Origin of the sequence: Streptococcus oralis, assembly GCF_016028255.1 — a bacterium.
In the GTDB taxonomy this organism is placed as follows: Bacteria; Bacillota; Bacilli; order Lactobacillales; family Streptococcaceae; genus Streptococcus; species Streptococcus oralis_AC.
On sequence record NZ_CP065707.1, the window covers coordinates 1,175,460 to 1,197,216 of the forward strand.

Here is a 21,757-nt window from a genome sequence, read left to right on the forward strand (position 1 = left end):
TATTATAATAGTAACTGTAAGGGACGCCTTGCACAGTTACTTAAATCTTGCAGAAGCTACAAAGATAAGGCTTCATGCCGAATTCAACACCCTGTCAATTATGGCTGGGTGTTTTCGTTTTGTGAAAGAGGAAAATACGATGACTTGGAGAATTGTGCATGTCTGTCAGAGTGAAAAAATGCAATTGAAGTTGGATAACCTTTTAATTAAGAAAATGGGTCAAGACTATGTTATCCCACTGAGTGATATTTCGATAATTGTGGCAGAAGGAGGGGAGACTGTTGTAACTTTAAGATTATTAAGTGCTTTAAGTAAGTATAATATTGCCTTAATTGTCTGTGATAATGAGCACTTGCCTACAGGAATTTACCATTCACAGAATGGCCATTTCAGAGCCTATAAAAAATTACAGGAGCAATTATTGTGGACACAGGAACAAAAAGACAAATTATGGCAAATAGTGACCTATTTTAAAATAAATAATCAACAAGATGTTCTTGCAATGTTTGAGAAAAATATAGATTGTATCCAATTATTAGCAGACTACAAAGATCATATTGAATATGGAGATAAAACCAATCGTGAAGGCCATGCTGCCAAAGTTTATTTCAATGAATTATTTGGAAAGAAATTCGTACGTCTTACACAACAGGAAACGGACGTCATCAATGCTGGTCTAAATTATGGTTATGCCATCATGAGAGCGCAGATGGCACGTATTATTGCTGGTTACGGTTTGAATCCCTTGATTGGCATTTTCCATAAGAATGAATATAATCAATTTAACTTGGTTGATGACCTAATGGAACCTTTTCGGCAGATTATAGATGTCTGGGTTTATCAAAATTTACGAGATGAAGAGTATTTGAAATACGAATTTCGACTGGCATTAACGGATACACTAAATGCAAAGATACGTTATGGGAAAGAAACGTGTTCAGTAACAGTAGCAATGGATAAGTATGTTAAAGGTTTTTTGAAATGTATCTCTGATAAGAATACCAGTAAATTTTACTGTCCGGTGGTTTCGAGTATAGAATGGAGCTAAAGAAATGAGGTATGAAGCATTGAGATTATTGTGTTTTTTTGATCTACCAATGGAAACAAATCAGGAAAAAAGAGTCTATCGTAATTTTCGGAAAGACTTAATCGCAAACGGTTTTGAAATGTTGCAGTTTTCTGTTTATTATAGAACCTGTCCGAATCGAAGTTTTGCTAGTAAATTCTATAAAAAATTAAGTCAGAGTAATTTACCAAGTGGGAATGTCCGTTTGCTAGCAGTGACTGAGAAACAATTTTCTGAAATGGTTTTGATTATAGGTGGGAAAACAAAGCAAGAAGAAGTAGTCAGTGATAATAAGTTGGTAGTTATATGAAAATGAACATTAGTCATCCGTATAAGGATAATATTTCATTAAGTTTTGGCCAATTTACTCAAATTGTAGGTCAAGATCAGCAATTAAAATACTATATTTGGCAGATACTATTATGGTATTTTGGAGGAAAAAAATATAGTGAGGAAGATTTAGTTCTATTTGAACAAAATGAGCCTAAAATACTAATAGACGATACAATGGTTTCCCGGTCAGAATTCAGTGTTATTCAAGTGTCCAATATCAATGATTTAATTGAACAAATGGAATATAAAAAAGGAACAGTAGCCTATGATTATATAAAGAAAAAGATTAATTCTATAGAGATAATGGAGCAAATTGAAAATATCAATGACAATCTAGATAGGATTTCACTTCTATTGAATCAGAAGTTGAATCTTCAAATAGATGATATTATCTATCATACCGAAGCAAAATATTTTAATACAGATCAATTGGTTCAAAAGAATTTTTTACCATACTTTGGGAAAAATAATAAAAATATTTCATTTGAATTTGTAGACAATAAGACAAAGTTTTTATTATTTCTTTCCATGTTAGAAGTTATGGCGACGAACAGTTCTGAAAAGTTTTTGCTTGTCTTACGAAATTTGGATGATTTTCTATCCTATAATGATTTTGTTGAATGTTGCGAGAAAATGGAGTTTTTGATTAATCATAGCGATTCATTATATATTGTTTCATTTCCTTCCAATGAAGGTTATCTTCATGTATCGAAAGAAGTTTTAGAGGAAATCAATATTGTTTCCGATTATGTTGATCATTTTTATTCTCTAGAATTTATGTATGATCGCTTTACCAATCAGTATCCAATAAATCAAATACCTGATGAACAAGAATTTTTAACCTCTTTAAGAAAAATTGGATCCTATTTATTTAGCTCGGACATTCTCCACATGAGTTTATCTGTAGAAGATCAAGTAGCATTAAAAATTTTGAATAATTTGTATCAGTACAAAATAAAAACAAAATTCCGTATTGAATCAGTCAATCCAATGTTATTGAAATATTTGGAAGAATAGTATTGACGAGTGAGATTTAAGGCTTTATAATGTTCTTGAGGGCACAAAAATCAAAATTGACGAATTTGAGGTTTTTGTACTCTCAAGATTTAAGTAACTGTACAACAGACAAGACAATCAGTGTTTCAACTGCAGAGTTTTTGTACTCTCAAGATTTAAGTAACTGTACAACTCGCTCGCTTGAATGGGCAGGTCGAAAGTAGTTTTTGTACTCTCAAGATTTAAGTAACTGTACAACAAACAATCTATAGTTTAGAATTTAATCATAGTTTTTGTACTCTCAAGATTTAAGTAACTGTACAACCGCTAGCTCTGAATATAGCTCAGTACATCGGTTTTTGTACTCTCAAGATTTAAGTAACTGTACAACATGTTTCAAGCTAGTTCAGAAAAGTTTTTCGTTTTTGTACTCTCAAGATTTAAGTAACTGTACAACCGCCATCCTTACCAGCGACACCATCTCTACGTTTTTGTACTCTCAAGATTTAAGTAACTGTACAACGTGCTGATTGCGTTTATGTTTGCGATGCAGGTTTTTGTACTCTCAAGATTTAAGTAACTGTACAACTGTTGCTTGCAAATGCCTTTAACATGGACAGTTTTTGTACTCTCAAGATTTAAGTAACTGTACAACAATTGACGTCATTATTAAAGCCGAACAGTTGTTTTTGTACTCTCAAGATTTAAGTAACTGTACAACTTTGGAGTGGTTCTGGTGCTGTTATGGCAAGTTTTTGTACTCTCAAGATTTAAGTAACTGTACAACTAAAACAATTTTAATACCTGATTTGAATTTGTTTTTGTACTCTCAAGATTTAAGTAACTGTACAACGTATACCAACCTCAGTACCTACCTAGGACAGTTTTTGTACTCTCAAGATTTAAGTAACTGTACAACCTTGATATCGATATTGTTTCGTTTCAGTGTGTTTTTGTACTCTCAAGATTTAAGTAACTGTACAACCTTGACTATGAAGACCATGCAAGCGACGACGTTTTTGTACTCTCAAGATTTAAGTAACTGTACAACACCAGCGTAAGCCAGTTGCCTTCCTCATTTGTTTTTGTACTCTCAAGATTTAAGTAACTGTACAACTATTCCCGTAAATGTCATATAATTCAATTTGTTTTTGTACTCTCAAGATTTAAGTAACTGTACAACTTTCACCAGCACCAACATCTCTAAACCACGTTTTTGTACTCTCAAGATTTAAGTAACTGTACAACTAGCAGGGCCATTACCAAGTTTGTTGTTTAGTTTTTGTACTCTCAAGATTTAAGTAACTGTACAACCTTTTTTAGTTGTTTCACGGAATTCGATTTGTTTTTGTACTCTCAAGATTTAAGTAACTGTACAACTTATCGCGTCCAGAAATAACTGTATCTTCAGTTTTTGTACTCTCAAGATTTAAGTAACTGTACAACCTGAACTTATCCAACAGCAACAAGAAATTCGTTTTTGTACTCTCAAGATTTAAGTAACTGTACAACAAATCCACAACCAATCATTTTAAATATTGAGTTTTTGTACTCTCAAGATTTAAGTAACTGTACAACAGAGGACTTCAAAAAGGGCGCCGAACTTTGGTTTTTGTACTCTCAAGATTTAAGTAACTGTACAACTTGATTGCGATTTCAAAGCGTTGTTTTCGTGTTTTTGTACTCTCAAGATTTAAGTAACTGTACAACACTCTTCAAGAAATCTATGTGCACCCAGCTGTTTTTGTACTCTCAAGATTTAAGTAACTGTACAACTATTTCCCTAGCATGGACGGAATACGTTGGGTTTTTGTACTCTCAAGATTTAAGTAACTGTACAACTTTGCCAGTTATTGTGATACCATTCAATGAGTTTTTGTACTCTCAAGATTTAAGTAACTGTACAACCCACATCAACGGTGACGGACTTGACCACCAGTTTTTGTACTCTCAAGATTTAAGTAACTGTACAACTAGGTCCTCGCATACCAAATATTCTGAATCGTTTTTGTACTCTCAAGATTTAAGTAACTGTACAACCTAAGGTCAAAGGCTTTGTAGATAAACGCAGTTTTTGTACTCTCAAGATTTAAGTAACTGTACAACCTGTCCGTGCTATGCTAAAGCTAAGAGCAGGTTTTTGTACTCTCAAGATTTAAGTAACTGTACAACTTTTTATTTTGATTTAAAAATTAGTAGGAGTTTTTGTACTCTCAAGATTTAAGTAACTGTACAACTACACTGATAGGCGGATGGGCTAGAGTGCAGTTTTTGTACTCTCAAGATTTAAGTAACTGTACAACAGATAAAATATAACAAAGTGGACATCTCCAGTTTTTGTACTCTCAAGATTTAAGTAACTGTACAACTTGCTCTGTGCGACCAAACTGAGGATATTTGTTTTTGTACTCTCAAGATTTAAGTAACTGTACAACTTCTTAAAACGTAGTATACTCTTATCATCTGTTTTTGTACTCTCAAGATTTAAGTAACTGTACAACAATCTTCACAGTAGAGTCATACTTGTCTTGGTTTTTGTACTCTCAAGATTTAAGTAACTGTACAACAGCCTCACCTTCATTGTATATTAGACCTTGGTTTTTGTACTCTCAAGATTTAAGTAACTGTACAACAAATTCCAAGCTTTTGAGCTAATTCTTTCTGTTTTTGTACTCTCAAGATTTAAGTAACTGTACAACCGTTTGCAACATCCAAAATATCTCTAGAACGTTTTTGTACTCTCAAGATTTAAGTAACTGTACAACTGCAATTCAATTTATTGATTTACTCTCATTGTGATATATTCATACAAAAACCGCTCTGCTGAGCGGTTTTCGTCTATTCTTACCTTTTGCTACAATACCCACGTACGGATGGCATGGGCGACGCCAGATTCGTCATTTGTTTTAGTGATGTATTTGGCAATTTTTTTGAGTTTTGGATTTCCATTTTCCATAACAACTGGGTTACCAACGACTTCGAGCATGGTGCGGTCATTTTCTTCGTCACCGATCGCCATGGTTTCATCTTTGGTTAATCCGAGTTTTTCAGCTAGGTGAGTGATGGCTGAACCCTTGTCTACATTCTTTTTAAGGAGCTCAAGGTAGAAAGGAGCAGATTTGTTGATGGAGTAGCGTTCGTAAAATTCTGCTGGGATTTTTTCAATCGCAGCATCGAGAATCGCTGGTTCATCGATAAACATACACTTGACGATTTCCTTGCCATCCATTTCTTCAGGAGTGCGGTAAAAGATAGGCATGTTGACGAGGGTTGATTCATGCACCGTGTATTTTCCGATATTGCGATTGGCAGTATAGATACCGTCCTTGGTAATGGCGTGCATGTGGACACCAAGCTTGCGACTGAGAAATTCCATATCTAGATAATCCTCATAGGTCAAGGATTCGCTGATAATCTCATGGCCAGTAGCAGTTTCTTGGACAAGGGCACCGTTGAAGGTTACTACATAGTCACCCTCGTCTCTCAACTGCAAGTCGTCCAGAAGTTTGGCAACACCTGCAATGGGACGACCCGTTGCAATCACGATTTTGACACCGGCTTGTTTGGCATCTTGGATAGCAGAAAAGACTTGAGGAGTGATTTCCTTTTTACTGTTAACCAGAGTACCATCGATATCGACGGCGATTAGTTTAATACTCATATATTTCCTCTATTCGTTCTTATTTGGGGTAAAATGATCGTTCTCAATCAAGTGTAAAAATTGCTGGGTGATACTTGCGAAGATGCTATTTTGGTCCAACATTTCTTTCGGGAAATAGAAACGATTATCTCCATGGCGACTGCCAGCAAGGGATTGGACGATAGGAGACAGGCTAGAGAGTTCTACCAGGTCTCCATTCTTTTGTAAAATTTCAATCTGTGTCCGCGGATTTTCAGATTCGGGGCGATAGATATCATAAGGAAGGTCAAAGTTCTTATGAATGGCAGTGTAGTAGTCGGGATCAAAGCCGATGTCTTCAACCAGTTGTCTCATGGTTATGAGTTGGTCTTGGTCCTCTTGAGAAAAGGTGATGGATTTAAAGACCTTGCGGTTGACAAAGCGTTGCGACAAGTCTGCGAGAATTTTGTCAGGACTGGTCATCCAAAGCTGGAAGTAGGTATTCATCACACCATCATCCAGAGCCAGATAATCAGATAGAGTAACTTTCTTTTCAAAAAAAGGTAGCAAATGAGGAGAAGTGCGTGCAAAGAAGTCCTTGTCTTCAGGATAGAGTTCCTTGGCACGTTTGAGGAGATTTTGTAGGAGAACTTCCATTGCCCGTGTTGCTGGGTGGAAATAAACCTGCATATACATCTGGTAACGGCTGAGGACGTAGTCTTCAATGGCGTGCATGCCATTGCGCTGAAAGGCGATGCCATTTTCGACTGGACGAATGACTCGGAGAATGCGAGTCAGATCAAATTCCCCATATGATGCTCCTGTAAAATAGGAGTCGCGCAAGAGATAGTCCATGCGGTCCGCATCGATCTGACTGGAAATGAGCTGTACGACCTGCTTGTTAGGATAGGTATGGTCAATGATGCTGGCAACCTTTTTGGGGAAATCAGGCGCTACTTGTAGCAGGACTTGGTGAATCTCTGTCTCAGGACTTTGGATGATTTCCTGGGTAATGGCCTCATGATCTGTATCAAAGAGATGTTCAAAAGTATGCGAGTAGGCACCATGCCCGAGGTCATGAAGGAGCGCAGCGGTCATGGTCAAGAGAGACTCAGCAGGATCCCATTCTTCAGGATACTTTTCTTCAAAAATCTCTGTGATACGTCTAGCAATCTCATAGACCCCCAAACAGTGGGAAAAGCGACTGTGCTCGCCACCATGGAAGGTATAGCTGGAAGTCCCTAGCTGTCTGATACGACGCAGACGTTGAAATTCTTTGGTATTGATCAAGTCATAGATGACCTGATTGTTTACATGGATATAGTTGTGAACTGGGTCACGGAATACTTTTTCGTTCATATGACCATTATAGCAAAATCCTGCTCTTTTTGGTAAAATAGTAGGACAAGAGAGAAGAAAGAGGACCTGATGTGAAGATTCGGATGCGAAATAGGATTCAGTTTGATGAACAGTTGGAAGTCATAGACCAACTCTATGACGTGGAAGTGCGTGAAAAGGGAGATTATAGCTATCTGCTTTTCTACAATGAGGAAAAGGAGAAAGTGGTTCTCAAGTTTCATAGTCAAGAACTGGTGATGACCCGTTTTTCCAATCCGAAAACAATTATGCGTTTTCTAAAGGATAGTGATAGTTTAGCCTATATTCCGACTCCAATGGGGATGCAGGAATTTATCATTCAAACGAGTCACTATAAACTGGATGGGCAAAAGATTGAACTAGCCTATCAACTGCAAAACCAAGAGGGGCACCCCTTTGCCAGCTATCAATTAGAAATTACCTGGGGATAAGAAAAAGGTTGGCGAATGCCAACCTTATTTGATATAGAGTTCTTGGTTTTTTAGGACAATTTCACGCACACTAGCGAACTTCTTGAGTTTTTTAAGTTCTTCAGGATGGGTTACGAGAGTGATAACATAGCCCTCTTTGCCCATGCGACCTGTACGGCCAGCGCGGTGAGTGTAGGTTTCGATATCTCTAGGAACATCAAAGTTTACGACACATTCTAGGCTATCGATATCAATCCCACGAGCCAGAAGGTCAGTTGCAAGGAGTAGGGTTAGTTGCTTGTCTTTAAACTTTTCTAAGATGACTTTTCGAAATTTAACATTGACATCGCTGGCGAGGGAAACAGCCAAGATATCGCGATACTGTAGTTTTTCCTCCGCACTTCCAAGGTCTGACAAGCTGTTAAAGAAGACCAGGCCACGGAAATCCTCTACATGAGCTAGTTTTCGTAGCATATCCACTCGGTGACGTTGGTCTACCTGCATGTAGAAATGTTGGATGTTATCCAGTTTTTGATCAGATAGATCAATAGTGCGCGTGTTTGGTGCAATCTTTTCTTGGTCAAACTTGGTCGTCGCACTCATGTAGATGAGTTGGTGGTCACGAGGTGCATAGTGAGTGATTTTTTCGACAAAGTGAATCTGAGAATCATCGAGCAATTGGTCAAATTCATCCAGGATGATGGTTTCCACATTCATCATCTTGATTTTTTTCAATTTAATCAACTCAAATATACGGCCAGGGGTTCCAATCAGAATTTCTGGTCCTTTTTTAAGGCGTTCAATCTGGCGTTTCTGACTTGAGCCTGATAGGAAGAGCTGAGCAGTCAAGCCGATAGTCTCTGCCCACGTTTTACATACGTCAAAAATCTGTCCAGCTAGTTCTGTATTTGGTGCTAGAATCAAGAGTTGCTGGGCTTTTTTCTTTTGTAGTCTGAGAAGACTAGGTAAGAGATAAGCTAGCGTCTTACCAGTTCCTGTTGGGCTCACTCCTAGGAGGTTTTCTCCAGTAAGAATGGGCTCAAATAGTTGAGTTTGAATGGGGGTAAATTCTTGGAAACCGAATTGATCGCTCAGTTCTTGCCAATCAGTGGGTAGTTTGGTTTTCATTTTTCTGCCTCAAATCTAATGCCAGCAGTCTGGCGCATGGTATATAATAGCTCATGAACAGAGCTTGCATCATCCAGCCAGTTCTGGTAGAGCGTCTGGTCTGGTTGCTGGATCATCTGTGCGAATGCAGCAACTTCCTCAGTCATCGTATGGGGAGCTTGTTGGATAGGGAGTTGAACTTGATTTCCTTGGTGGTTAGTAAAAATAGCTGAGCGGACATGTTCAATCGTGCTGAGGGTCAAGGTTCCATCTGCTGTGCAAATCTCACAAGGAAGATTGGAAGTGATGTTTTTCCCAGCCTTGATGTGAACTTGAAATTCTGGGTAGAAGAGGATACCATCTCCATTTAAGTCAATGCTATTGTCAAGTTGTTGCGCCTGATAAGTCGCGTCCTGAGCTTTTCCAAAGAGGCGAATGGCAGCGTAGAGGGGATAAATCCCCAAATCCATAAGGGCTCCACCAGCAAAACGGTCTGAAAAGACATTTGGCGTCTGCCCAGCCAACAAGTTCGGCATCTTGGATGAATACTTGGCATAGTTGAAATCTGCTCCCAACACTTGCTTGTCTGCTAAAAAGTTTTTGATAGTAGTAAAAGCTTCCTCGTGGTAGTTTCGTGCTGCTTCAAAGATAAAACAATTATTTTTCTCAGCTGTCTGTCTCAAATCCAGCCACTCTTGTGGCTGAGTGACAGCTGGTTTTTCAAGAATGACATGCTTGCCAGCAGACAAGGCAGCCTTTGCTTGAACAAAATGCAAGGAGTTTGGACTGGCGATATAGACCACATCAAAGGAAGACTTAAAGAAGTCTCCTAATTGATCAAAGAGTTGGATATCCTGATAGCGGGAAGCAAAGGTTGCCGCAGTTTCTAACTTTCTAGAGTAGACAGCAACCAGCTGGTATTCTCCACTGGCATGGGATGCTTCTATGAAATGATGGCTGATAGCGCCTGTTCCGATAACACCTAATTTAAGCATAAATACTCCTTTTCCGACTTCAAATCCTTCCTTCATTATAACATAGAAAAGAAGGACTATCCAACAGATGGTAAAAATTTTCAAATGGGCTACGAATTTCTTGGAGAAAGTGGTACAATATTTAGATAAGTAGATGAAATGAGAAGGGGGAGAAGATGAGATTATTACCAATAAGAAAAATATCACGTCAGTCTAAGAGGCTAGCGCTTTTTTTGACTTTTTGTGCAGGGTATGTCGATGCCTATACCTTTATCGTGCGAGGGAACACCCTTGTGGCTGGACAAACAGGGAATGTGGTTTTTCTCTCTGTAGGACTCATTCAACAAAATGTATCGGATGCTAGTGCTAAAGTAATGACCTTGCTTTTCTTTATGATGGGTGTCTTTTTTCTGACATTGTATAAGGAAAAACTACGAATTGTTAAAAAGCCGATTTTGTCCTTGATTCCACTTGCAGTCTTATCCCTAATTATAGGCTTTGTGCCGCAAACGGTTGACAATATCTATCTCGTACCGCCCTTGGCCTTTTGTATGGGTCTGGTGACAACTGCTTTTGGAGAAGTGTCAGGTATTGCCTATAATAATGCTTTTATGACAGGGAATATCAAACGAACCATGTTGGCTTTTGGAGATTATTTCCGGACCAAGCATACGCCTTTCCTACGAGAGGGCTTGATTTTTGTTAGCTTGCTTAGCAGTTTTGTCTTCGGAGTTGTTTTTTCAGCTTATTTGACGATTTATTATCAGGAGAAGACAATTCTAGGTGTTCCTCTTATGATGAGTATCTTTTACTTCAGTATGCTTTTTGCTTCTTGGAGAAAAAAAGGAAAGAAAAAGCTTAAATTTGATTGATTTCGCTTGTAAGAAAAAAGAAGATATGCTATACTTGAAGAGTTGACTATGCACAGTCCTGTGCAACCGCACGAACATCGTTTGCTCACATAGTGAGTATAAAGTGGTTCGTCCCACGATGCTAGGCGAGTCTTCACAAAAATACGGGGAAACCCTAAAAATCATAGGAGGTGCATAATGAGCACATACGCAATTATCAAAACTGGCGGAAAACAAGTTAAAGTTGAAGTTGGTCAAGCAATCTACGTTGAAAAATTGAACGTTGAAGCTGGTCAAGAAGTTACTTTTAACGAAGTTGTTCTTGTTGGTGGTGAAAACACTGTTGTCGGAACTCCACTTGTTGCTGGAGCTACTGTAGTTGGAACTGTTGAAAAACAAGGAAAACAAAAGAAAGTTGTTACTTACAAGTACAAACCTAAAAAAGGTAGCCACCGTAAACAAGGTCACCGTCAACCATATACAAAAGTTGTCATCAACGCAATCAACGCTTAATTTTAAGGAGAACACATGATACAAGCAGTCTTTGAGAGAGCCGAAGATGGCGAGCTGAGGAGTGCGGAAATTACTGGACACGCCGAAAGTGGCGAATACGGCTTAGATGTCGTGTGTGCATCGGTTTCTACGCTTGCCATTAACTTTGTCAATTCCATTGAGAAATTTGCAGGCTACGAACCAATCTTAGAATTAAACGAAGATGAAGGTGGCTATCTAAAGGTTGATATACCAGCGGATCTTCCTTCACACCAGAGAGAAATGACGCAGTTATTCTTCGAATCATTTTTCTTAGGTATGGCAAACTTATCGGAGAACTCTTCTGAGTTCGTCCAAACCAGAGTTATCACAGAAAACTAACACGGAGGAAAACATTATGTTAAAAATGACTCTTAACAACTTGCAACTTTTCGCCCACAAAAAAGGTGGAGGTTCTACATCAAACGGACGCGATTCACAAGCAAAACGTCTTGGAGCTAAAGCAGCTGACGGACAAACTGTAACAGGTGGATCAATCCTTTACCGTCAACGTGGTACACACATCTATCCAGGTGTAAACGTTGGACGTGGTGGAGACGATACTTTGTTCGCTAAAGTTGAAGGCGTAGTACGCTTTGAACGTAAAGGTCGCGATAAAAAACAAGTTTCTGTTTACCCAATCGCTAAATAAAAAGGTCCAGTGAACCTTTTTATCCCGAGCCTTGAAATGAAAAGGCGAGGAAGCTAGAAGTAGCATAAAATAAGGCTTTCCGAGTTTTCGGAGAGCCTATTTTTTTGTTTTGATACACATTTTGAATTTGATAGAGAATAGTTAGATTTAAACTTGCGATGGACACTTTTTTCTTTTTTGGAAAAGTTCTGAAATATGGTATAATGAACAGATAGAGAAGTTGGGGGTAAAAGATGAACATTCAACAATTACGCTATGTTGTGGCCATTGCCAATAGTGGTACTTTCCGTGAAGCTGCTGAAAAGATGTATGTTAGTCAGCCAAGTCTGTCTATTTCTGTGCGCGATTTGGAAAAAGAGCTGGGTTTTAAGATTTTCCGTCGGACGAGTTCGGGGACTTTTTTGACCCGTCGTGGTATGGAATTTTATGAGAAAGCGCAGGAATTGGTCAAAGGATTTGATGTTTTTCAAAATCAATATGCCAATCCTGAGGAAGAAAAGGATGAATTTTCCATTGCCAGCCAGCACTATGACTTCTTGCCACCAACGATTACGGCCTTTTCGGAACGTTATCCTGACTACAAGAACTTTCGTATTTTTGAGTCTACCACAGTTCAAATTTTAGACGAAGTGGCTCAAGGACATAGTGAGATTGGGATTATCTACCTCAACAATCAAAATAAAAAGGGCATCATGCAACGGGTTGAAAAGCTTGGTTTAGAAGTTATTGAACTAATTCCTTTCCAGACTCACATTTATCTTCGTGAAGGGCATCCTTTAGCACAGAAAGAGGAATTGGTCATGGAGGACCTAGCGGATTTACCAACGGTTCGGTTTACTCAGGAAAAGGATGAGTATCTATACTATTCAGAGAACTTTGTCGACACCAGCGCGAGCTCGCAGATGTTCAATGTGACCGACCGTGCTACTTTGAATGGTATTTTGGAGCGGACAGATGCCTATGCGACTGGATCTGGATTTTTAGATAGTGACAGTGTTAATGGCATCACAGTCATTCGTCTCAAGGATAATCTAGATAATCGCATGGTCTACGTCAAACGGGAAGAGGTGGAGCTTAGCCAAGCTGGGACTCTTTTCGTTGAGGTTATGCAAGAATATTTTGATCAAAAGAGGAAATCATGAAAAAAAGAGGAATAGTAGCAGTCATTGTACTGCTTTTGATTGGGCTGGATCAGTTGGTCAAAAATTATGTTGTCCAGCAGATTCCACTGGGTGAAGTGCGTTCGTGGATCCCCAATCTTGTTAGCTTGACCTACCTGCAAAATCGTGGGGCAGCCTTCTCCATGCTGCAAGATCAGCAGTGGTTATTTGCTGTCATTACACTGGTCGTCATGGTAGGTGCCATTTGGTATCTACATAAACACATGGAGGATTCTCTCTGGTTGGTTTTTGGACTGACCTTGATAATCGCGGGAGGTCTGGGCAACTTTATCGACAGAATGAGTCAAGGTTTTGTGGTGGATATGTTTCACCTAGACTTTATCAACTTTGCGATTTTCAATGTTGCTGACAGCTATTTGACAGTTGGTGTGATTGTTTTATTGATTGCAATGCTTAAAGAGGAAGTAAATGGAAATAAAAATTGAAACTGGTGGGCAACGTCTAGACAAGGCTCTGTCGGACTTGACAGAATTGTCACGCAGTCTCGCGAATGAACAAATCAAGGCTGGACAAGTTTTGGTTAATGGGCAAGCCAAGAAAGCCAAATACACTGTCCAAGAGGGGGATATCGTCACCTACCATGTGCCAGAACCAGAGGTTTTAGAGTATGTGGCTGAGGATCTTCCTCTCGAAATCATCTACCAAGATGAGGACGTTGCCGTCGTCAACAAACCTCAAGGGATGGTGGTTCATCCCAGCGCCGGTCATACCAGTGGAACCTTGGTCAATGCCCTCATGTACCATATCAAGGACTTGTCAGGTATCAATGGTGTTCTTCGACCGGGTATCGTTCACCGCATTGATAAGGACACGTCTGGTCTCCTTATGATTGCTAAAAATGATGAGGCCCACTTGGCGCTTGCCCAAGAACTCAAGGACAAAAAGTCTCTGCGCAAATACTGGGCGATTGTTCACGGCAATCTACCAAATGATCGTGGTGTGATTGAAGCGCCAATTGGTCGGAGTGAAAAAGACCGTAAGAAACAGGCTGTGACTGCCAAGGGCAAGCCAGCAGTGACGCGCTTTCACGTCTTGGAACGCTTTGGTGATTATAGTTTGTTAGAGTTGCAACTGGAGACAGGGCGTACCCACCAAATTCGTGTGCACATGGCTTATATTGGCCATCCAGTCGCTGGGGATGAGGTCTATGGTCCTCGAAAGACCTTGAAAGGACATGGACAATTTCTCCATGCTAAAACTCTAGGATTTACCCATCCGAAAACAGGTGAAACCATGGAATTCACGGCAGATATTCCAGATATTTTTAAAGAAACGCTGGAAAGATTGCGTAAAACTGAGAATAGATAAAAGAGTTGAGATGCCTGTCTCAACCTTTTTTATTTCAAGTCTTTTCTATTTTAAAGCATTCATGTTATAATGGATAAATATGAAGAATCGGAGTGAGAATATGAAGTACAAACGAATCGTCTTTAAGGTGGGGACCTCGTCCTTAACAAATGAAGACGGAAGTTTATCAAGAAGTAAAGTAAAGGCAATTACCCAACAATTAGCTATGTTGCATGAAGCTGGGCATGAGTTGATTTTGGTTTCTTCTGGGGCAGTAGCGGCAGGGTTTGGAGCTTTGGGTTTTAAAAAACGTCCAACTAAGATTGCAGATAAGCAGGCTTCGGCTGCAGTAGGACAAGGTTTGCTCCTAGAAGAATACACAACCAACCTCCTCATGCGCCAAATCGTCTCCGCGCAAATTTTGCTGACACAGGATGATTTTGTAGATAAACGTCGTTATAAGAACGCCCATCAGGCTTTGTCTGTATTGCTTCATCGTGGTGCCATTCCTATCATCAACGAGAATGACAGTGTCGTTATTGATGAGCTCAAGGTTGGGGACAATGATACTCTGAGTGCTCAGGTAGCGGCTATGGTGCAGGCAGACCTTTTGGTTCTCTTGACAGATGTAGATGGTCTCTATACTGGCAATCCCAACTCAGATCCAAGAGCTAAACGTCTTGAGAAAATCGAGACCATCAATCGTGAGATTATTGATATGGCTGGTGGAGCAGGTTCATCTAATGGGACCGGTGGGATGTTGACTAAGATCAAGGCGGCTACGATCGCGACGGAGTCGGGGGTGCCAGTCTATATCTGCTCGTCCATGAAATCAGATGCCTTGATTGAGGCAGCGGAAGAGACCAAGGATGGATCCTTCTTTGTTGCGCAAGAGAAGGGCCTCCGTACTCAGAAACAATGGCTGGCTTTCTATGCTCAAAGTCAGGGAACGATTTGGGTAGATGGTGGAGCTGCAGAAGCCCTTTCAAAAAACGGAAAAAGTCTCCTTTTATCGGGTGTGGTAGAAGTGGAAGGAAATTTCTCTTACCACGATATTGTTACAGTAGCAGATAAAGAAACAGGTCAATCTCTTGGAAAGGGACGTGTCCAATTTGGCGTCTCAGCCTTGGAAGATATGCTCCGTTCTCAAAAAGCTAAGGGAGTCTTGATTCACCGAGATGACTGGATTTCAATCACTCCTGAAATCCAGTTGCTCTTTACAGAATTTTAGAGGTGAACGATGGTAAGTACACAAGAACAATTTGAACAGGTACAGGCTGTTAAGAAATCAATCAATACTGCCAGTGAAGCAGTGAAAAACCAAGCCTTGCTAGCCATGGCTGATCATTTATTGGCAGCTACTAAGGAGATTTTAGCAGCCAATGCCCTCGATATGGAAGCGGCCAAAGGGAAAATCACAGATGTTATGCTAGACCGTCTTTATTTGGATGCGGGACGTATAGAAGCGATGGCAAGAGGGATTCGTGAAGTGGTTGCTTTACCAGATCCTATTGGTGAAGTCCTAGAAACAAGTCATCTTGATAATGGCTTGGTTATTACTAAGAAGCGTGTGGCCATGGGGGTTATTGGTATTATCTACGAAAGCCGTCCAAATGTGACGTCTGATGCAGCTGCTTTGGCTCTTAAGAGTGGCAATGCGGTCGTTCTTCGTAGTGGTAAGGACGCCTACCAAACAGCTCATGCTATTGTCACAGCCTTGAAGAAGGGCTTGGAGACGACTACCATTCATCCAGACGTGATTCAACTAGTGGAAGATACTAGCCGTGAAAGTAGCTATGCCATGATGAAGGCCAAGGGCTATCTAGATCTTCTCATTCCTCGTGGAGGAGCTGGCTTGATTAATGCTGTGGTTGAAAATGCTATCGTACCTGTTATCGAGACAGGAACTGGGATTGTCCATGTCTATGTGGATAAGGATGCAGATGAAGACAAGGCTCTGTCTATCATCAACAATGCTAAAACTAGCCGTCCTTCTGTCTGCAATGCTATGGAGGTCTTGCTGGTTCATGAAGACAAGGCAGCAAGCTTCTTTCCTCGCTTGGAACAAGTTCTGGTTTCAGAGCGTAAGGAAGCTGGACTGGAACCAATTCAATTTCGTTTGGATAGCACAGCAAGTCAGTTTGTTTCAGGTCGAGCAGCTGAGGCCCAAGACTTTGACACTGAGTTTTTAGATTATATCCTAGCGGTTAAGGTTGTGAGCAGTTTAGAAGAAGCGGTTGCGCATATTGAAGCCCACAGTACCCATCATTCGGATGCCATTGTGACGGAAAATGCTGAAGCTGCGGCTTTCTTTACAGAGCAAGTGGACTCTGCCGCGATTTATGTCAATGCCTCAACGCGTTTCACTGATGGTGGCCAATTTGGTCTTGGATGTGAGATGGGAATTTCTACTCAGAAACTGCATGCGCGTGGGCCTATGGGCTTGAAAGAGTTGACCAGCTACAAGTATGTGGTTACTGGTGACGGACAGATAAGGGAGTAAGAGATGAAGATTGGATTTATCGGTTTGGGAAATATGGGTTCTAGCTTGGCTAAGGCTGTTTTGCAGGCCAAGACGGGTGCTCAGATTCTCCTTGCCAATCGTAGTCAAGCAAAAGTAGATGCTTTCATCACTAATTTCGGTGGCCAGGCTTCCAGTAATGAAGAAATTTTTGCAGAAGCAGATGTGATTTTTCTAGGAGTTAAGCCTGCTCAGTTTTCTGAACTGCTTTCTCAATATCAGACCATTCTTGAAAAACGAGAGAGTCTTCTTTTGATTTCCATGGCGGCTGGATTGACTTTGGAAAAACTAGCCAAATTTTTACCGAGTCACCACCGAATCATTCGCATCATGCCCAATACTCCAGTGGCTATCGGCCAAGGAGTGATTAGTTATGCTTTATCAGCAAACTGTCGTGCCGAGGACGGTGAACTCTTTTGTCAATTATTAGCCAAGGCTGGTCTCTTGGTTGAGCTGGGAGATGGCTTAATCGATGCAGCAACAGGTCTCGCAGGTTGTGGACCAGCTTTTGTCTATCTCTTTATCGAGGCTTTGGCAGATGCAGGTGTTCAGACAGGATTGTCAAGAGAAACGGCCTTGAAAATGGCAGCCCAAACAGTTGTTGGCGCTGGACAAATGGTTCTCGAAAGCCAGCAACATCCTGGAGTTTTGAAAGATCAAGTTTGTAGCCCAGGAGGTTCGACTATCGCTGGTGTAGCAAGTCTGGAGGAACATGCCTTTAGAGGAACAGTCATGGACGCAGTTCATCAATCTTACAAACGAACACAAGAACTAGGTAAATAAGAGGTTGGATGACTCCCAGCCTCTTTTATGGTCGATTGAATGGAGAAGACACAAAAAGATTGTCACAAAAACCTATTTTTTTGATAGAATAGAAGGTAGAAAAAAAGAAATGAGTTAGACATGTCAAAAGGATTTTTAGTCTCTCTTGAGGGACCAGAGGGAGCAGGGAAGACCAGTGTTTTAGAGGCTCTACTCCCAATTTTAGAGGAAAAAGGAGTAGAAGTGTTGACGACCCGTGAGCCAGGTGGAGTCTTGATTGGGGAGAAGATTCGTCAAGTGATTTTGGATCCAAGTCATACTCAGATGGATCCTAAAACGGAACTCCTTCTCTATATCGCAAGTCGCAGACAGCACTTAGTGGAAAAAGTTCTCCCAGCCCTTGAAGCTGGTAAGTTGGTCATTATGGACCGCTTCATCGATAGTTCCGTTGCTTATCAGGGATTTGGCCGTGGCTTGGACATTGATGCCATTGATTGGCTCAATCACTTTGCGACAGATGGACTTAAACCCGATTTGACACTCTATTTTGACATCGAGGTGGAAGAAGGATTGGCTCGTATTGCTGCTAATAGTGATCGGGAGGTCAATCGTTTGGACTTGGAAGGTTTGGACTTGCATCAAAAAGTTCGTCAAGGCTATCTTTCTCTTCTGGACAAAGAAGGAAATCGCATTGTCAAGATTGATGCGAGTCTTCCTTTGGAGCAAGTTGTGGAAACGACCAAGGCTGTCTTATTTGACAGAATGGGCTTGGATAAATGAAACAAGATCAACTAAAGGCTTGGCAGCCAGACCAGTTTGATCGTTTTGTACGTATCCTAGAACAAGACCAGCTCAATCATGCTTATCTCTTTTCAGGTTTCTTTGGAAGCTTGGAAATGGCGCAGTTTTTGGCTAAGAGCCTCTTTTGTACGGATAAGGTAGGCGTTTTACCATGCGAGAAATGCCGAAACTGCAAGCTGATTGAACAGGAAGAATTTCCCGATGTTACTTTAATCAAGCCAGTCAATCAGGTCATTAAGACAGAACGGATTCGAGAATTGGTGGGTCAGTTTTCCCAAGCAGGGATTGAAAGTCAACAACAGGTTTTTGTTATCGAGCAGGCGGAGAAAATGCATCCCAACGCAGCCAATTCTCTGCTCAAGGTCATCGAAGAACCCCAGAGTGAGGTTTATATTTTCTTCTTGACCAGCGATGAGGAAAAGATATTACCGACTATCCGAAGTCGTACCCAGATTTTCCACTTTAAAAAGCAGGAAGAAAAACTCATCTTGCTCCTAGAACAAATGGGACTGGTCAAGAAAAAAGCGACTCTTTTAGCCCAGTTTTGTCAATCGCGAGCTGAAGCAGAAAAGTTGGCAAATCAAGCTAGTTTTTGGACCTTGGTGGATGAAAGTGAACGCCTGCTGACATGGTTATTAGCCAAGAAAAAAGAGAGTTATCTTCAGGTTGCTAAATTAGCCAACTTGGCTGATGATAAGGAAAAACAAGATCAGGTTTTACGAATCCTCGAAGTGCTCTGTGGACAGAACCTCTTGCAAGCAAGAGTAAGAGTGATTTTACAAGATTTGCTAGAAGCTAGAAAAATGTGGCAGGCTAATGTCAGCTTTCAAAATGCCATGGAATATCTGGTCTTGAAAGAAATATAAACTCAATGAAGGATAAAGAAAGGAAAGGGCTGGTTTATGGACAAAAAAGAATTATTTGATGCACTAGACGATTTTTCCCAACAGTTACTGGTGACCTTGGCTGATGTAGAAGCCATCAAGAAAAATCTCAAGAGCCTAGTAGAGGAAAATACAGCTCTTCGCTTGGAAAATAGTAAATTGCGCGAACGCTTGGGCGAGGTGGAAGCAGATACACCCGTCAAAGCCAAGCATGTTCGTGAAAGCGTCCGTCGGATCTATAAAGACGGGTTTCACGTATGTAATGATTTTTATGGACAACGTCGAGAGCAGGACGAGGAATGTATGTTCTGTGATGAGTTGTTATACAGGGAGTGAGCATGCAGATTCAAAAAAGTTTTAAGGGGCAATCTTCCTATGGCAAGCTTTATCTAGTGGCAACGCCGATTGGCAATCTAGACGATATGACCTTTCGTGCTATCCAGACTTTGAAAGAGGTGGACTGGATTGCGGCTGAGGACACGCGCAATACAGGCCTTTTGCTCAAGCATTTTGACATTTCCACCAAGCAGATTAGTTTTCATGAGCACAATGCCAAGGAAAAAATTCCTGATTTGATTGAGTTCTTGAAAGCGGGGCAAAGTATTGCTCAGGTTTCTGATGCGGGTCTGCCTAGCATCTCGGATCCTGGTCATGATTTGGTCAAGGCAGCTATTGAGGAAGATATTGCAGTAGTGACAGTTCCAGGTGCTTCTGCAGGGATTTCTGCCTTAATTGCTAGTGGCCTAGCACCACAACCACATATCTTTTACGGTTTCTTACCTAGAAAATCAGGACAGCAAAAGCAATTTTTCGACTTAAAAAAAGATTACCCAGAAACTCAGATTTTCTATGAATCCCCCCACCGTGTGGCAGATACATTGGAAAATATGCTAGAAGTCTACGGTGACCGCTCGGTAGTCTTGGTCAGGGAATTGACTAAAATCTATGAAGAATATCAACGAGGAAAGATCTCTGAATTGCTAGAAAGCCTCGCTGAAACGCCACTCAAAGGCGAATGCCTTCTCATAGTTGAAGGTGCCAGTCAGGATGTGGAGGAAAAGGACGAGGAAGACTTGTTTTTAGAAATTCAAGCCCGTATCCAAGAAGGCATGAAGAAAAATCAAGCCATTAAGGAAGTTGCGAAACTCTACCAGTGGAATAAAAGCCAGCTCTACGCTGCCTACCACGACTGGGAAGAAAATCAATAAAATGACTAAACAGGGAAGTTTGCCTTCCTCCCGAAGTGAATATAGCAATCATAAGTATTTTACTACGAATGCTTATTTGGAGGGGAAATGAAAAGCAAAATGATTAAGAAGGTAATTGGTTTACTGTTTCCTATTCTCACATTATTTATGTTATCTGCATGTAACAACAGAGTCGATCGTGATTTAGCTAAAATAGCTATTTCAAACATTCGTTCCGTAGTAGAAGCTGCAGGACTAGAAGCAGAAGGATACTCGACAGCTGATGCATTTGGATATTATGGATCTCCGTTTTACGTTGAAGGAAATACGAAATTTGTTGATGTCTATGTGGATTTTGAAAAAGATTATGTTGAGAGCACTCCAGTCCTTAAATACAATTCGAGGCTTAAAGAAGTTGAAAAGAAAAAATTCTTTGGTTTTTCTAAGAAAACAGTCTACCGTTTAGAAATGGAGTATGTTTCTGGTGATGACAACTATGACCGACTTAAGGAAGCTTATAATATATTACTTCAAAGTGGTAGCTTGACTTCAACATATTTAAGCGATGATGTGATTAGGAATCTTTATATTAAAAATTCAATTGAATTGGACTCATTTGACTCCTATTATTCTTTGGTTCCAAAAGAAGAATATAGTGGCAACCCCAAAACCCGTCTTGAAGAGAGAGATAAAAGAGAGGCCATTTTGAAGACGGATGTAGAAGAACTCACTCCCTTAATTGAGGACCTAGACTCAAGTAGAGTCAACAATCTTGATGAAGAGACGCTTGTTCGTAATCGAGATCTACTTTTAAAAAGAGTTGCTGATAATCGTTCAACCTTTAGTATTGAGATAGACATTGATATAGAACAGGTACGAAGACAAAATCTTCAATTGACTAATGAAGATATTGACAATTGGACAGAATCTGATTTTCAATACTTACTTGAACAAATACTTCAAAGCGATAAACTACCTAAGAATACAGAAGTACGTTTTACTATAAAATATGGAAGCAAACTAAACTGGTATGATTTTAAATAATTCAGCTTCAATAAACATTAGTTTATGAAAGACATTCAGGAATTCTCCTGTCTGTCTTTTTACTTAGCTTTTTGGTATAATGGACCAAGTATAAATTTAGAAAGATTTGTGGGTGTCAAACAGTCTAGTAGCTTGTTTTGATATGAACTTAGGTTCCACCCAAAGAGGTATTAG

At 40.3% G+C, this 21,757-nt stretch carries 23 protein-coding genes, 1 pseudogene, 1 CRISPR repeat array and 1 other annotated feature; of the genes and pseudogenes, 19 read left to right on the plus strand and 5 right to left on the minus strand.

Annotation, left to right across the window (positions count from 1 at the left end; genetic code table 11):
• Positions 1 to 139 precede the first annotated feature (139 nt).
• From cas1 to csn2-St, 3 genes are read left to right on the plus strand one after another with little or no spacing between them, the layout of a single operon-like run.
• The gene (gene cas1 / locus I6G42_RS05715) at positions 140 to 1,048 is read left to right on the plus strand and encodes a type II CRISPR-associated endonuclease Cas1 (RefSeq protein WP_038805053.1); all 909 of its coding nucleotides are present in this window, start codon (positions 140 to 142) and stop codon (positions 1,046 to 1,048) included.
• A gap of 4 nt (positions 1,049 to 1,052) precedes the next feature.
• Positions 1,053 to 1,376 (plus strand): CRISPR-associated endonuclease Cas2, encoded by a 324-nt coding sequence (cas2, locus tag I6G42_RS05720; RefSeq protein WP_001268300.1) that lies wholly within the window; start codon positions 1,053 to 1,055, stop codon positions 1,374 to 1,376.
• On the plus strand, positions 1,373 to 2,416 hold the full coding sequence (csn2-St, locus tag I6G42_RS05725; RefSeq protein ID WP_038805054.1) for a CRISPR-associated protein Csn2-St: 1,044 nt from the start codon (positions 1,373 to 1,375) through the stop codon (positions 2,414 to 2,416). Before cas2 ends, csn2-St begins: the two co-directional genes overlap by 4 nt.
• Before the next feature lie 70 nt (positions 2,417 to 2,486).
• A CRISPR array of direct repeats spans positions 2,487 to 5,160; the repeat unit is 36 nt; unit sequence GTTTTTGTACTCTCAAGATTTAAGTAACTGTACAAC.
• Between the two features lie 89 nt (positions 5,161 to 5,249).
• Here csn2-St and yidA read toward each other — a convergent pair.
• Together yidA and I6G42_RS05735 are read right to left on the minus strand one after the other, a co-directional pair.
• On the minus strand, positions 5,250 to 6,056 hold the full coding sequence (gene yidA / locus I6G42_RS05730; protein ID WP_038805055.1) for a sugar-phosphatase: 807 nt from the start codon (positions 6,054 to 6,056) through the stop codon (positions 5,250 to 5,252).
• A 9-nt stretch (positions 6,057 to 6,065) separates the two neighbouring features.
• Complete coding sequence (locus tag I6G42_RS05735; RefSeq protein WP_038805056.1) at positions 6,066 to 7,373, minus strand: HD domain-containing protein; 1,308 nt, start codon at positions 7,371 to 7,373, stop codon at positions 6,066 to 6,068.
• Between the two features lie 71 nt (positions 7,374 to 7,444).
• On the opposite strand from I6G42_RS05735, the gene I6G42_RS05740 reads away from it, so the two are divergent.
• Positions 7,445 to 7,822, plus strand: coding sequence for a DUF1934 domain-containing protein (locus I6G42_RS05740; RefSeq protein WP_142358405.1), 378 nt, complete (start codon positions 7,445 to 7,447; stop codon positions 7,820 to 7,822).
• A 24-nt stretch (positions 7,823 to 7,846) separates the two neighbouring features.
• Here the strand turns inward: I6G42_RS05740 and I6G42_RS05745 are convergent, their stop codons facing one another.
• Entirely contained in the window at positions 7,847 to 8,929 is a 1,083-nt protein-coding gene (locus I6G42_RS05745; RefSeq protein ID WP_038805059.1) for a DEAD/DEAH box helicase, read from the minus strand.
• Entirely contained in the window at positions 8,926 to 9,903 is a 978-nt protein-coding gene (locus tag I6G42_RS05750) for a Gfo/Idh/MocA family protein (RefSeq protein ID WP_038805060.1), read from the minus strand. The genes I6G42_RS05745 and I6G42_RS05750 overlap by 4 nt, the downstream gene beginning before the upstream one ends.
• Before the next feature lie 155 nt (positions 9,904 to 10,058).
• On the opposite strand from I6G42_RS05750, the gene I6G42_RS05755 reads away from it, so the two are divergent.
• From I6G42_RS05755 to rpmA, 4 genes are all read left to right on the plus strand, one after another.
• On the plus strand, positions 10,059 to 10,754 hold the full coding sequence (locus I6G42_RS05755) for a YoaK family protein (RefSeq protein ID WP_002879917.1): 696 nt from the start codon (positions 10,059 to 10,061) through the stop codon (positions 10,752 to 10,754).
• A 54-nt stretch (positions 10,755 to 10,808) separates the two neighbouring features.
• Positions 10,809 to 10,897 (plus strand) — a sequence feature (ribosomal protein L21 leader region).
• A gap of 34 nt (positions 10,898 to 10,931) precedes the next feature.
• Positions 10,932 to 11,246, plus strand: coding sequence for a 50S ribosomal protein L21 (gene rplU, locus I6G42_RS05760; protein WP_000109137.1), 315 nt, complete (start codon positions 10,932 to 10,934; stop codon positions 11,244 to 11,246).
• A gap of 15 nt (positions 11,247 to 11,261) precedes the next feature.
• Complete coding sequence (locus I6G42_RS05765) at positions 11,262 to 11,606, plus strand: ribosomal-processing cysteine protease Prp (protein ID WP_000613704.1); 345 nt, start codon at positions 11,262 to 11,264, stop codon at positions 11,604 to 11,606.
• 16 nt (positions 11,607 to 11,622) lie between these two features.
• Positions 11,623 to 11,916, plus strand: coding sequence for a 50S ribosomal protein L27 (gene rpmA, locus I6G42_RS05770; protein ID WP_000916509.1), 294 nt, complete (start codon positions 11,623 to 11,625; stop codon positions 11,914 to 11,916).
• Between the two features lie 165 nt (positions 11,917 to 12,081).
• Here the strand turns inward: rpmA and I6G42_RS05775 are convergent.
• Positions 12,082 to 12,157: pseudogene (locus tag I6G42_RS05775) on the minus strand (AraC family transcriptional regulator); the annotation flags it as partial.
• On the opposite strand from I6G42_RS05775, the gene I6G42_RS05780 reads away from it, so the two are divergent.
• The 11 genes from I6G42_RS05780 to I6G42_RS05830 all read left to right on the plus strand — a co-directional run bounded on the left by I6G42_RS05780 (position 12,150) and on the right by I6G42_RS05830 (position 21,583).
• Entirely contained in the window at positions 12,150 to 13,058 is a 909-nt protein-coding gene (locus I6G42_RS05780) for a LysR family transcriptional regulator (RefSeq protein ID WP_001025717.1), read from the plus strand. The pseudogene I6G42_RS05775 and the gene I6G42_RS05780 sit on opposite strands and share 8 nt — an antisense overlap.
• Entirely contained in the window at positions 13,055 to 13,522 is a 468-nt protein-coding gene (gene lspA, locus I6G42_RS05785; protein ID WP_000745683.1) for a signal peptidase II, read from the plus strand. Before I6G42_RS05780 ends, lspA begins: the two co-directional genes overlap by 4 nt.
• Positions 13,506 to 14,405 carry an RluA family pseudouridine synthase gene (locus I6G42_RS05790; RefSeq protein WP_038805061.1) on the plus strand — a complete coding sequence of 300 codons (900 nt, stop codon included), beginning with the start codon at positions 13,506 to 13,508 and terminating at the stop codon, positions 14,403 to 14,405. Before lspA ends, I6G42_RS05790 begins: the two co-directional genes overlap by 17 nt.
• A gap of 100 nt (positions 14,406 to 14,505) precedes the next feature.
• A complete protein-coding gene (proB, locus tag I6G42_RS05795) occupies positions 14,506 to 15,615 on the plus strand; it encodes a glutamate 5-kinase (RefSeq protein ID WP_038805062.1) in 1,110 nt (369 codons plus the stop codon).
• 9 nt (positions 15,616 to 15,624) lie between these two features.
• On the plus strand, positions 15,625 to 16,887 hold the full coding sequence (locus I6G42_RS05800; protein WP_038805063.1) for a glutamate-5-semialdehyde dehydrogenase: 1,263 nt from the start codon (positions 15,625 to 15,627) through the stop codon (positions 16,885 to 16,887).
• Positions 16,888 to 16,890: 3 nt separating this feature from the next.
• Entirely contained in the window at positions 16,891 to 17,688 is a 798-nt protein-coding gene (gene proC / locus I6G42_RS05805; protein ID WP_038805064.1) for a pyrroline-5-carboxylate reductase, read from the plus strand.
• A gap of 120 nt (positions 17,689 to 17,808) precedes the next feature.
• The gene (tmk, locus tag I6G42_RS05810; RefSeq protein WP_038805066.1) at positions 17,809 to 18,447 is read left to right on the plus strand and encodes a dTMP kinase; all 639 of its coding nucleotides are present in this window, start codon (positions 17,809 to 17,811) and stop codon (positions 18,445 to 18,447) included.
• Positions 18,444 to 19,334: a DNA polymerase III subunit delta' gene (locus I6G42_RS05815; RefSeq protein WP_038805068.1), complete on the plus strand. Its 891-nt coding sequence runs from the start codon at positions 18,444 to 18,446 to the stop codon at positions 19,332 to 19,334. The genes tmk and I6G42_RS05815 overlap by 4 nt, the downstream gene beginning before the upstream one ends.
• Positions 19,335 to 19,370: 36 nt before the next feature.
• On the plus strand, positions 19,371 to 19,688 hold the full coding sequence (gene yabA, locus I6G42_RS05820) for a DNA replication initiation control protein YabA (protein ID WP_000358229.1): 318 nt from the start codon (positions 19,371 to 19,373) through the stop codon (positions 19,686 to 19,688).
• 2 nt (positions 19,689 to 19,690) lie between these two features.
• Positions 19,691 to 20,560: a 16S rRNA (cytidine(1402)-2'-O)-methyltransferase gene (gene rsmI / locus I6G42_RS05825; RefSeq protein WP_038805069.1), complete on the plus strand. Its 870-nt coding sequence runs from the start codon at positions 19,691 to 19,693 to the stop codon at positions 20,558 to 20,560.
• Positions 20,561 to 20,659: 99 nt separating this feature from the next.
• On the plus strand, positions 20,660 to 21,583 hold the full coding sequence (locus I6G42_RS05830; RefSeq protein ID WP_038805642.1) for a hypothetical protein: 924 nt from the start codon (positions 20,660 to 20,662) through the stop codon (positions 21,581 to 21,583).
• Positions 21,584 to 21,757: the final 174 nt, after the last annotated feature.

Excerpts from the sequence above, each read along its gene's own strand:
- rplU (WP_000109137.1), top strand. The coding sequence starts at position 10,932 with ATGAGCACATACGCAATTATCAAAACTGGCGGAAAACAAGTTAAAGTT.
- yabA (WP_000358229.1), top strand. The coding sequence starts at position 19,371 with ATGGACAAAAAAGAATTATTTGATGCACTAGACGATTTTTCCCAACAG.
- csn2-St (WP_038805054.1), top strand. The coding sequence starts at position 1,373 with ATGAAAATGAACATTAGTCATCCGTATAAGGATAATATTTCATTAAGT.
- I6G42_RS05830 (WP_038805642.1), top strand. The coding sequence starts at position 20,660 with ATGATTAAGAAGGTAATTGGTTTACTGTTTCCTATTCTCACATTATTT.
- proB (WP_038805062.1), top strand. The coding sequence starts at position 14,506 with ATGAAGTACAAACGAATCGTCTTTAAGGTGGGGACCTCGTCCTTAACA.
- I6G42_RS05815 (WP_038805068.1), top strand. The coding sequence starts at position 18,444 with ATGAAACAAGATCAACTAAAGGCTTGGCAGCCAGACCAGTTTGATCGT.
- I6G42_RS05750 (WP_038805060.1), bottom strand. The coding sequence starts at position 9,903 with ATGCTTAAATTAGGTGTTATCGGAACAGGCGCTATCAGCCATCATTTC.
- I6G42_RS05765 (WP_000613704.1), top strand. The coding sequence starts at position 11,262 with ATGATACAAGCAGTCTTTGAGAGAGCCGAAGATGGCGAGCTGAGGAGT.
- cas1 (WP_038805053.1), top strand. The coding sequence starts at position 140 with ATGACTTGGAGAATTGTGCATGTCTGTCAGAGTGAAAAAATGCAATTG.
- I6G42_RS05755 (WP_002879917.1), top strand. The coding sequence starts at position 10,059 with ATGAGATTATTACCAATAAGAAAAATATCACGTCAGTCTAAGAGGCTA.
- lspA (WP_000745683.1), top strand. The coding sequence starts at position 13,055 with ATGAAAAAAAGAGGAATAGTAGCAGTCATTGTACTGCTTTTGATTGGG.
- I6G42_RS05780 (WP_001025717.1), top strand. The coding sequence starts at position 12,150 with ATGAACATTCAACAATTACGCTATGTTGTGGCCATTGCCAATAGTGGT.
- rpmA (WP_000916509.1), top strand. The coding sequence starts at position 11,623 with ATGTTAAAAATGACTCTTAACAACTTGCAACTTTTCGCCCACAAAAAA.
- I6G42_RS05790 (WP_038805061.1), top strand. The coding sequence starts at position 13,506 with ATGGAAATAAAAATTGAAACTGGTGGGCAACGTCTAGACAAGGCTCTG.
- proC (WP_038805064.1), top strand. The coding sequence starts at position 16,891 with ATGAAGATTGGATTTATCGGTTTGGGAAATATGGGTTCTAGCTTGGCT.
- rsmI (WP_038805069.1), top strand. The coding sequence starts at position 19,691 with ATGCAGATTCAAAAAAGTTTTAAGGGGCAATCTTCCTATGGCAAGCTT.
- tmk (WP_038805066.1), top strand. The coding sequence starts at position 17,809 with ATGTCAAAAGGATTTTTAGTCTCTCTTGAGGGACCAGAGGGAGCAGGG.
- I6G42_RS05745 (WP_038805059.1), bottom strand. The coding sequence starts at position 8,929 with ATGAAAACCAAACTACCCACTGATTGGCAAGAACTGAGCGATCAATTC.
- cas2 (WP_001268300.1), top strand. The coding sequence starts at position 1,053 with ATGAGGTATGAAGCATTGAGATTATTGTGTTTTTTTGATCTACCAATG.
- yidA (WP_038805055.1), bottom strand. The coding sequence starts at position 6,056 with ATGAGTATTAAACTAATCGCCGTCGATATCGATGGTACTCTGGTTAAC.
- I6G42_RS05800 (WP_038805063.1), top strand. The coding sequence starts at position 15,625 with ATGGTAAGTACACAAGAACAATTTGAACAGGTACAGGCTGTTAAGAAA.
- I6G42_RS05735 (WP_038805056.1), bottom strand. The coding sequence starts at position 7,373 with ATGAACGAAAAAGTATTCCGTGACCCAGTTCACAACTATATCCATGTA.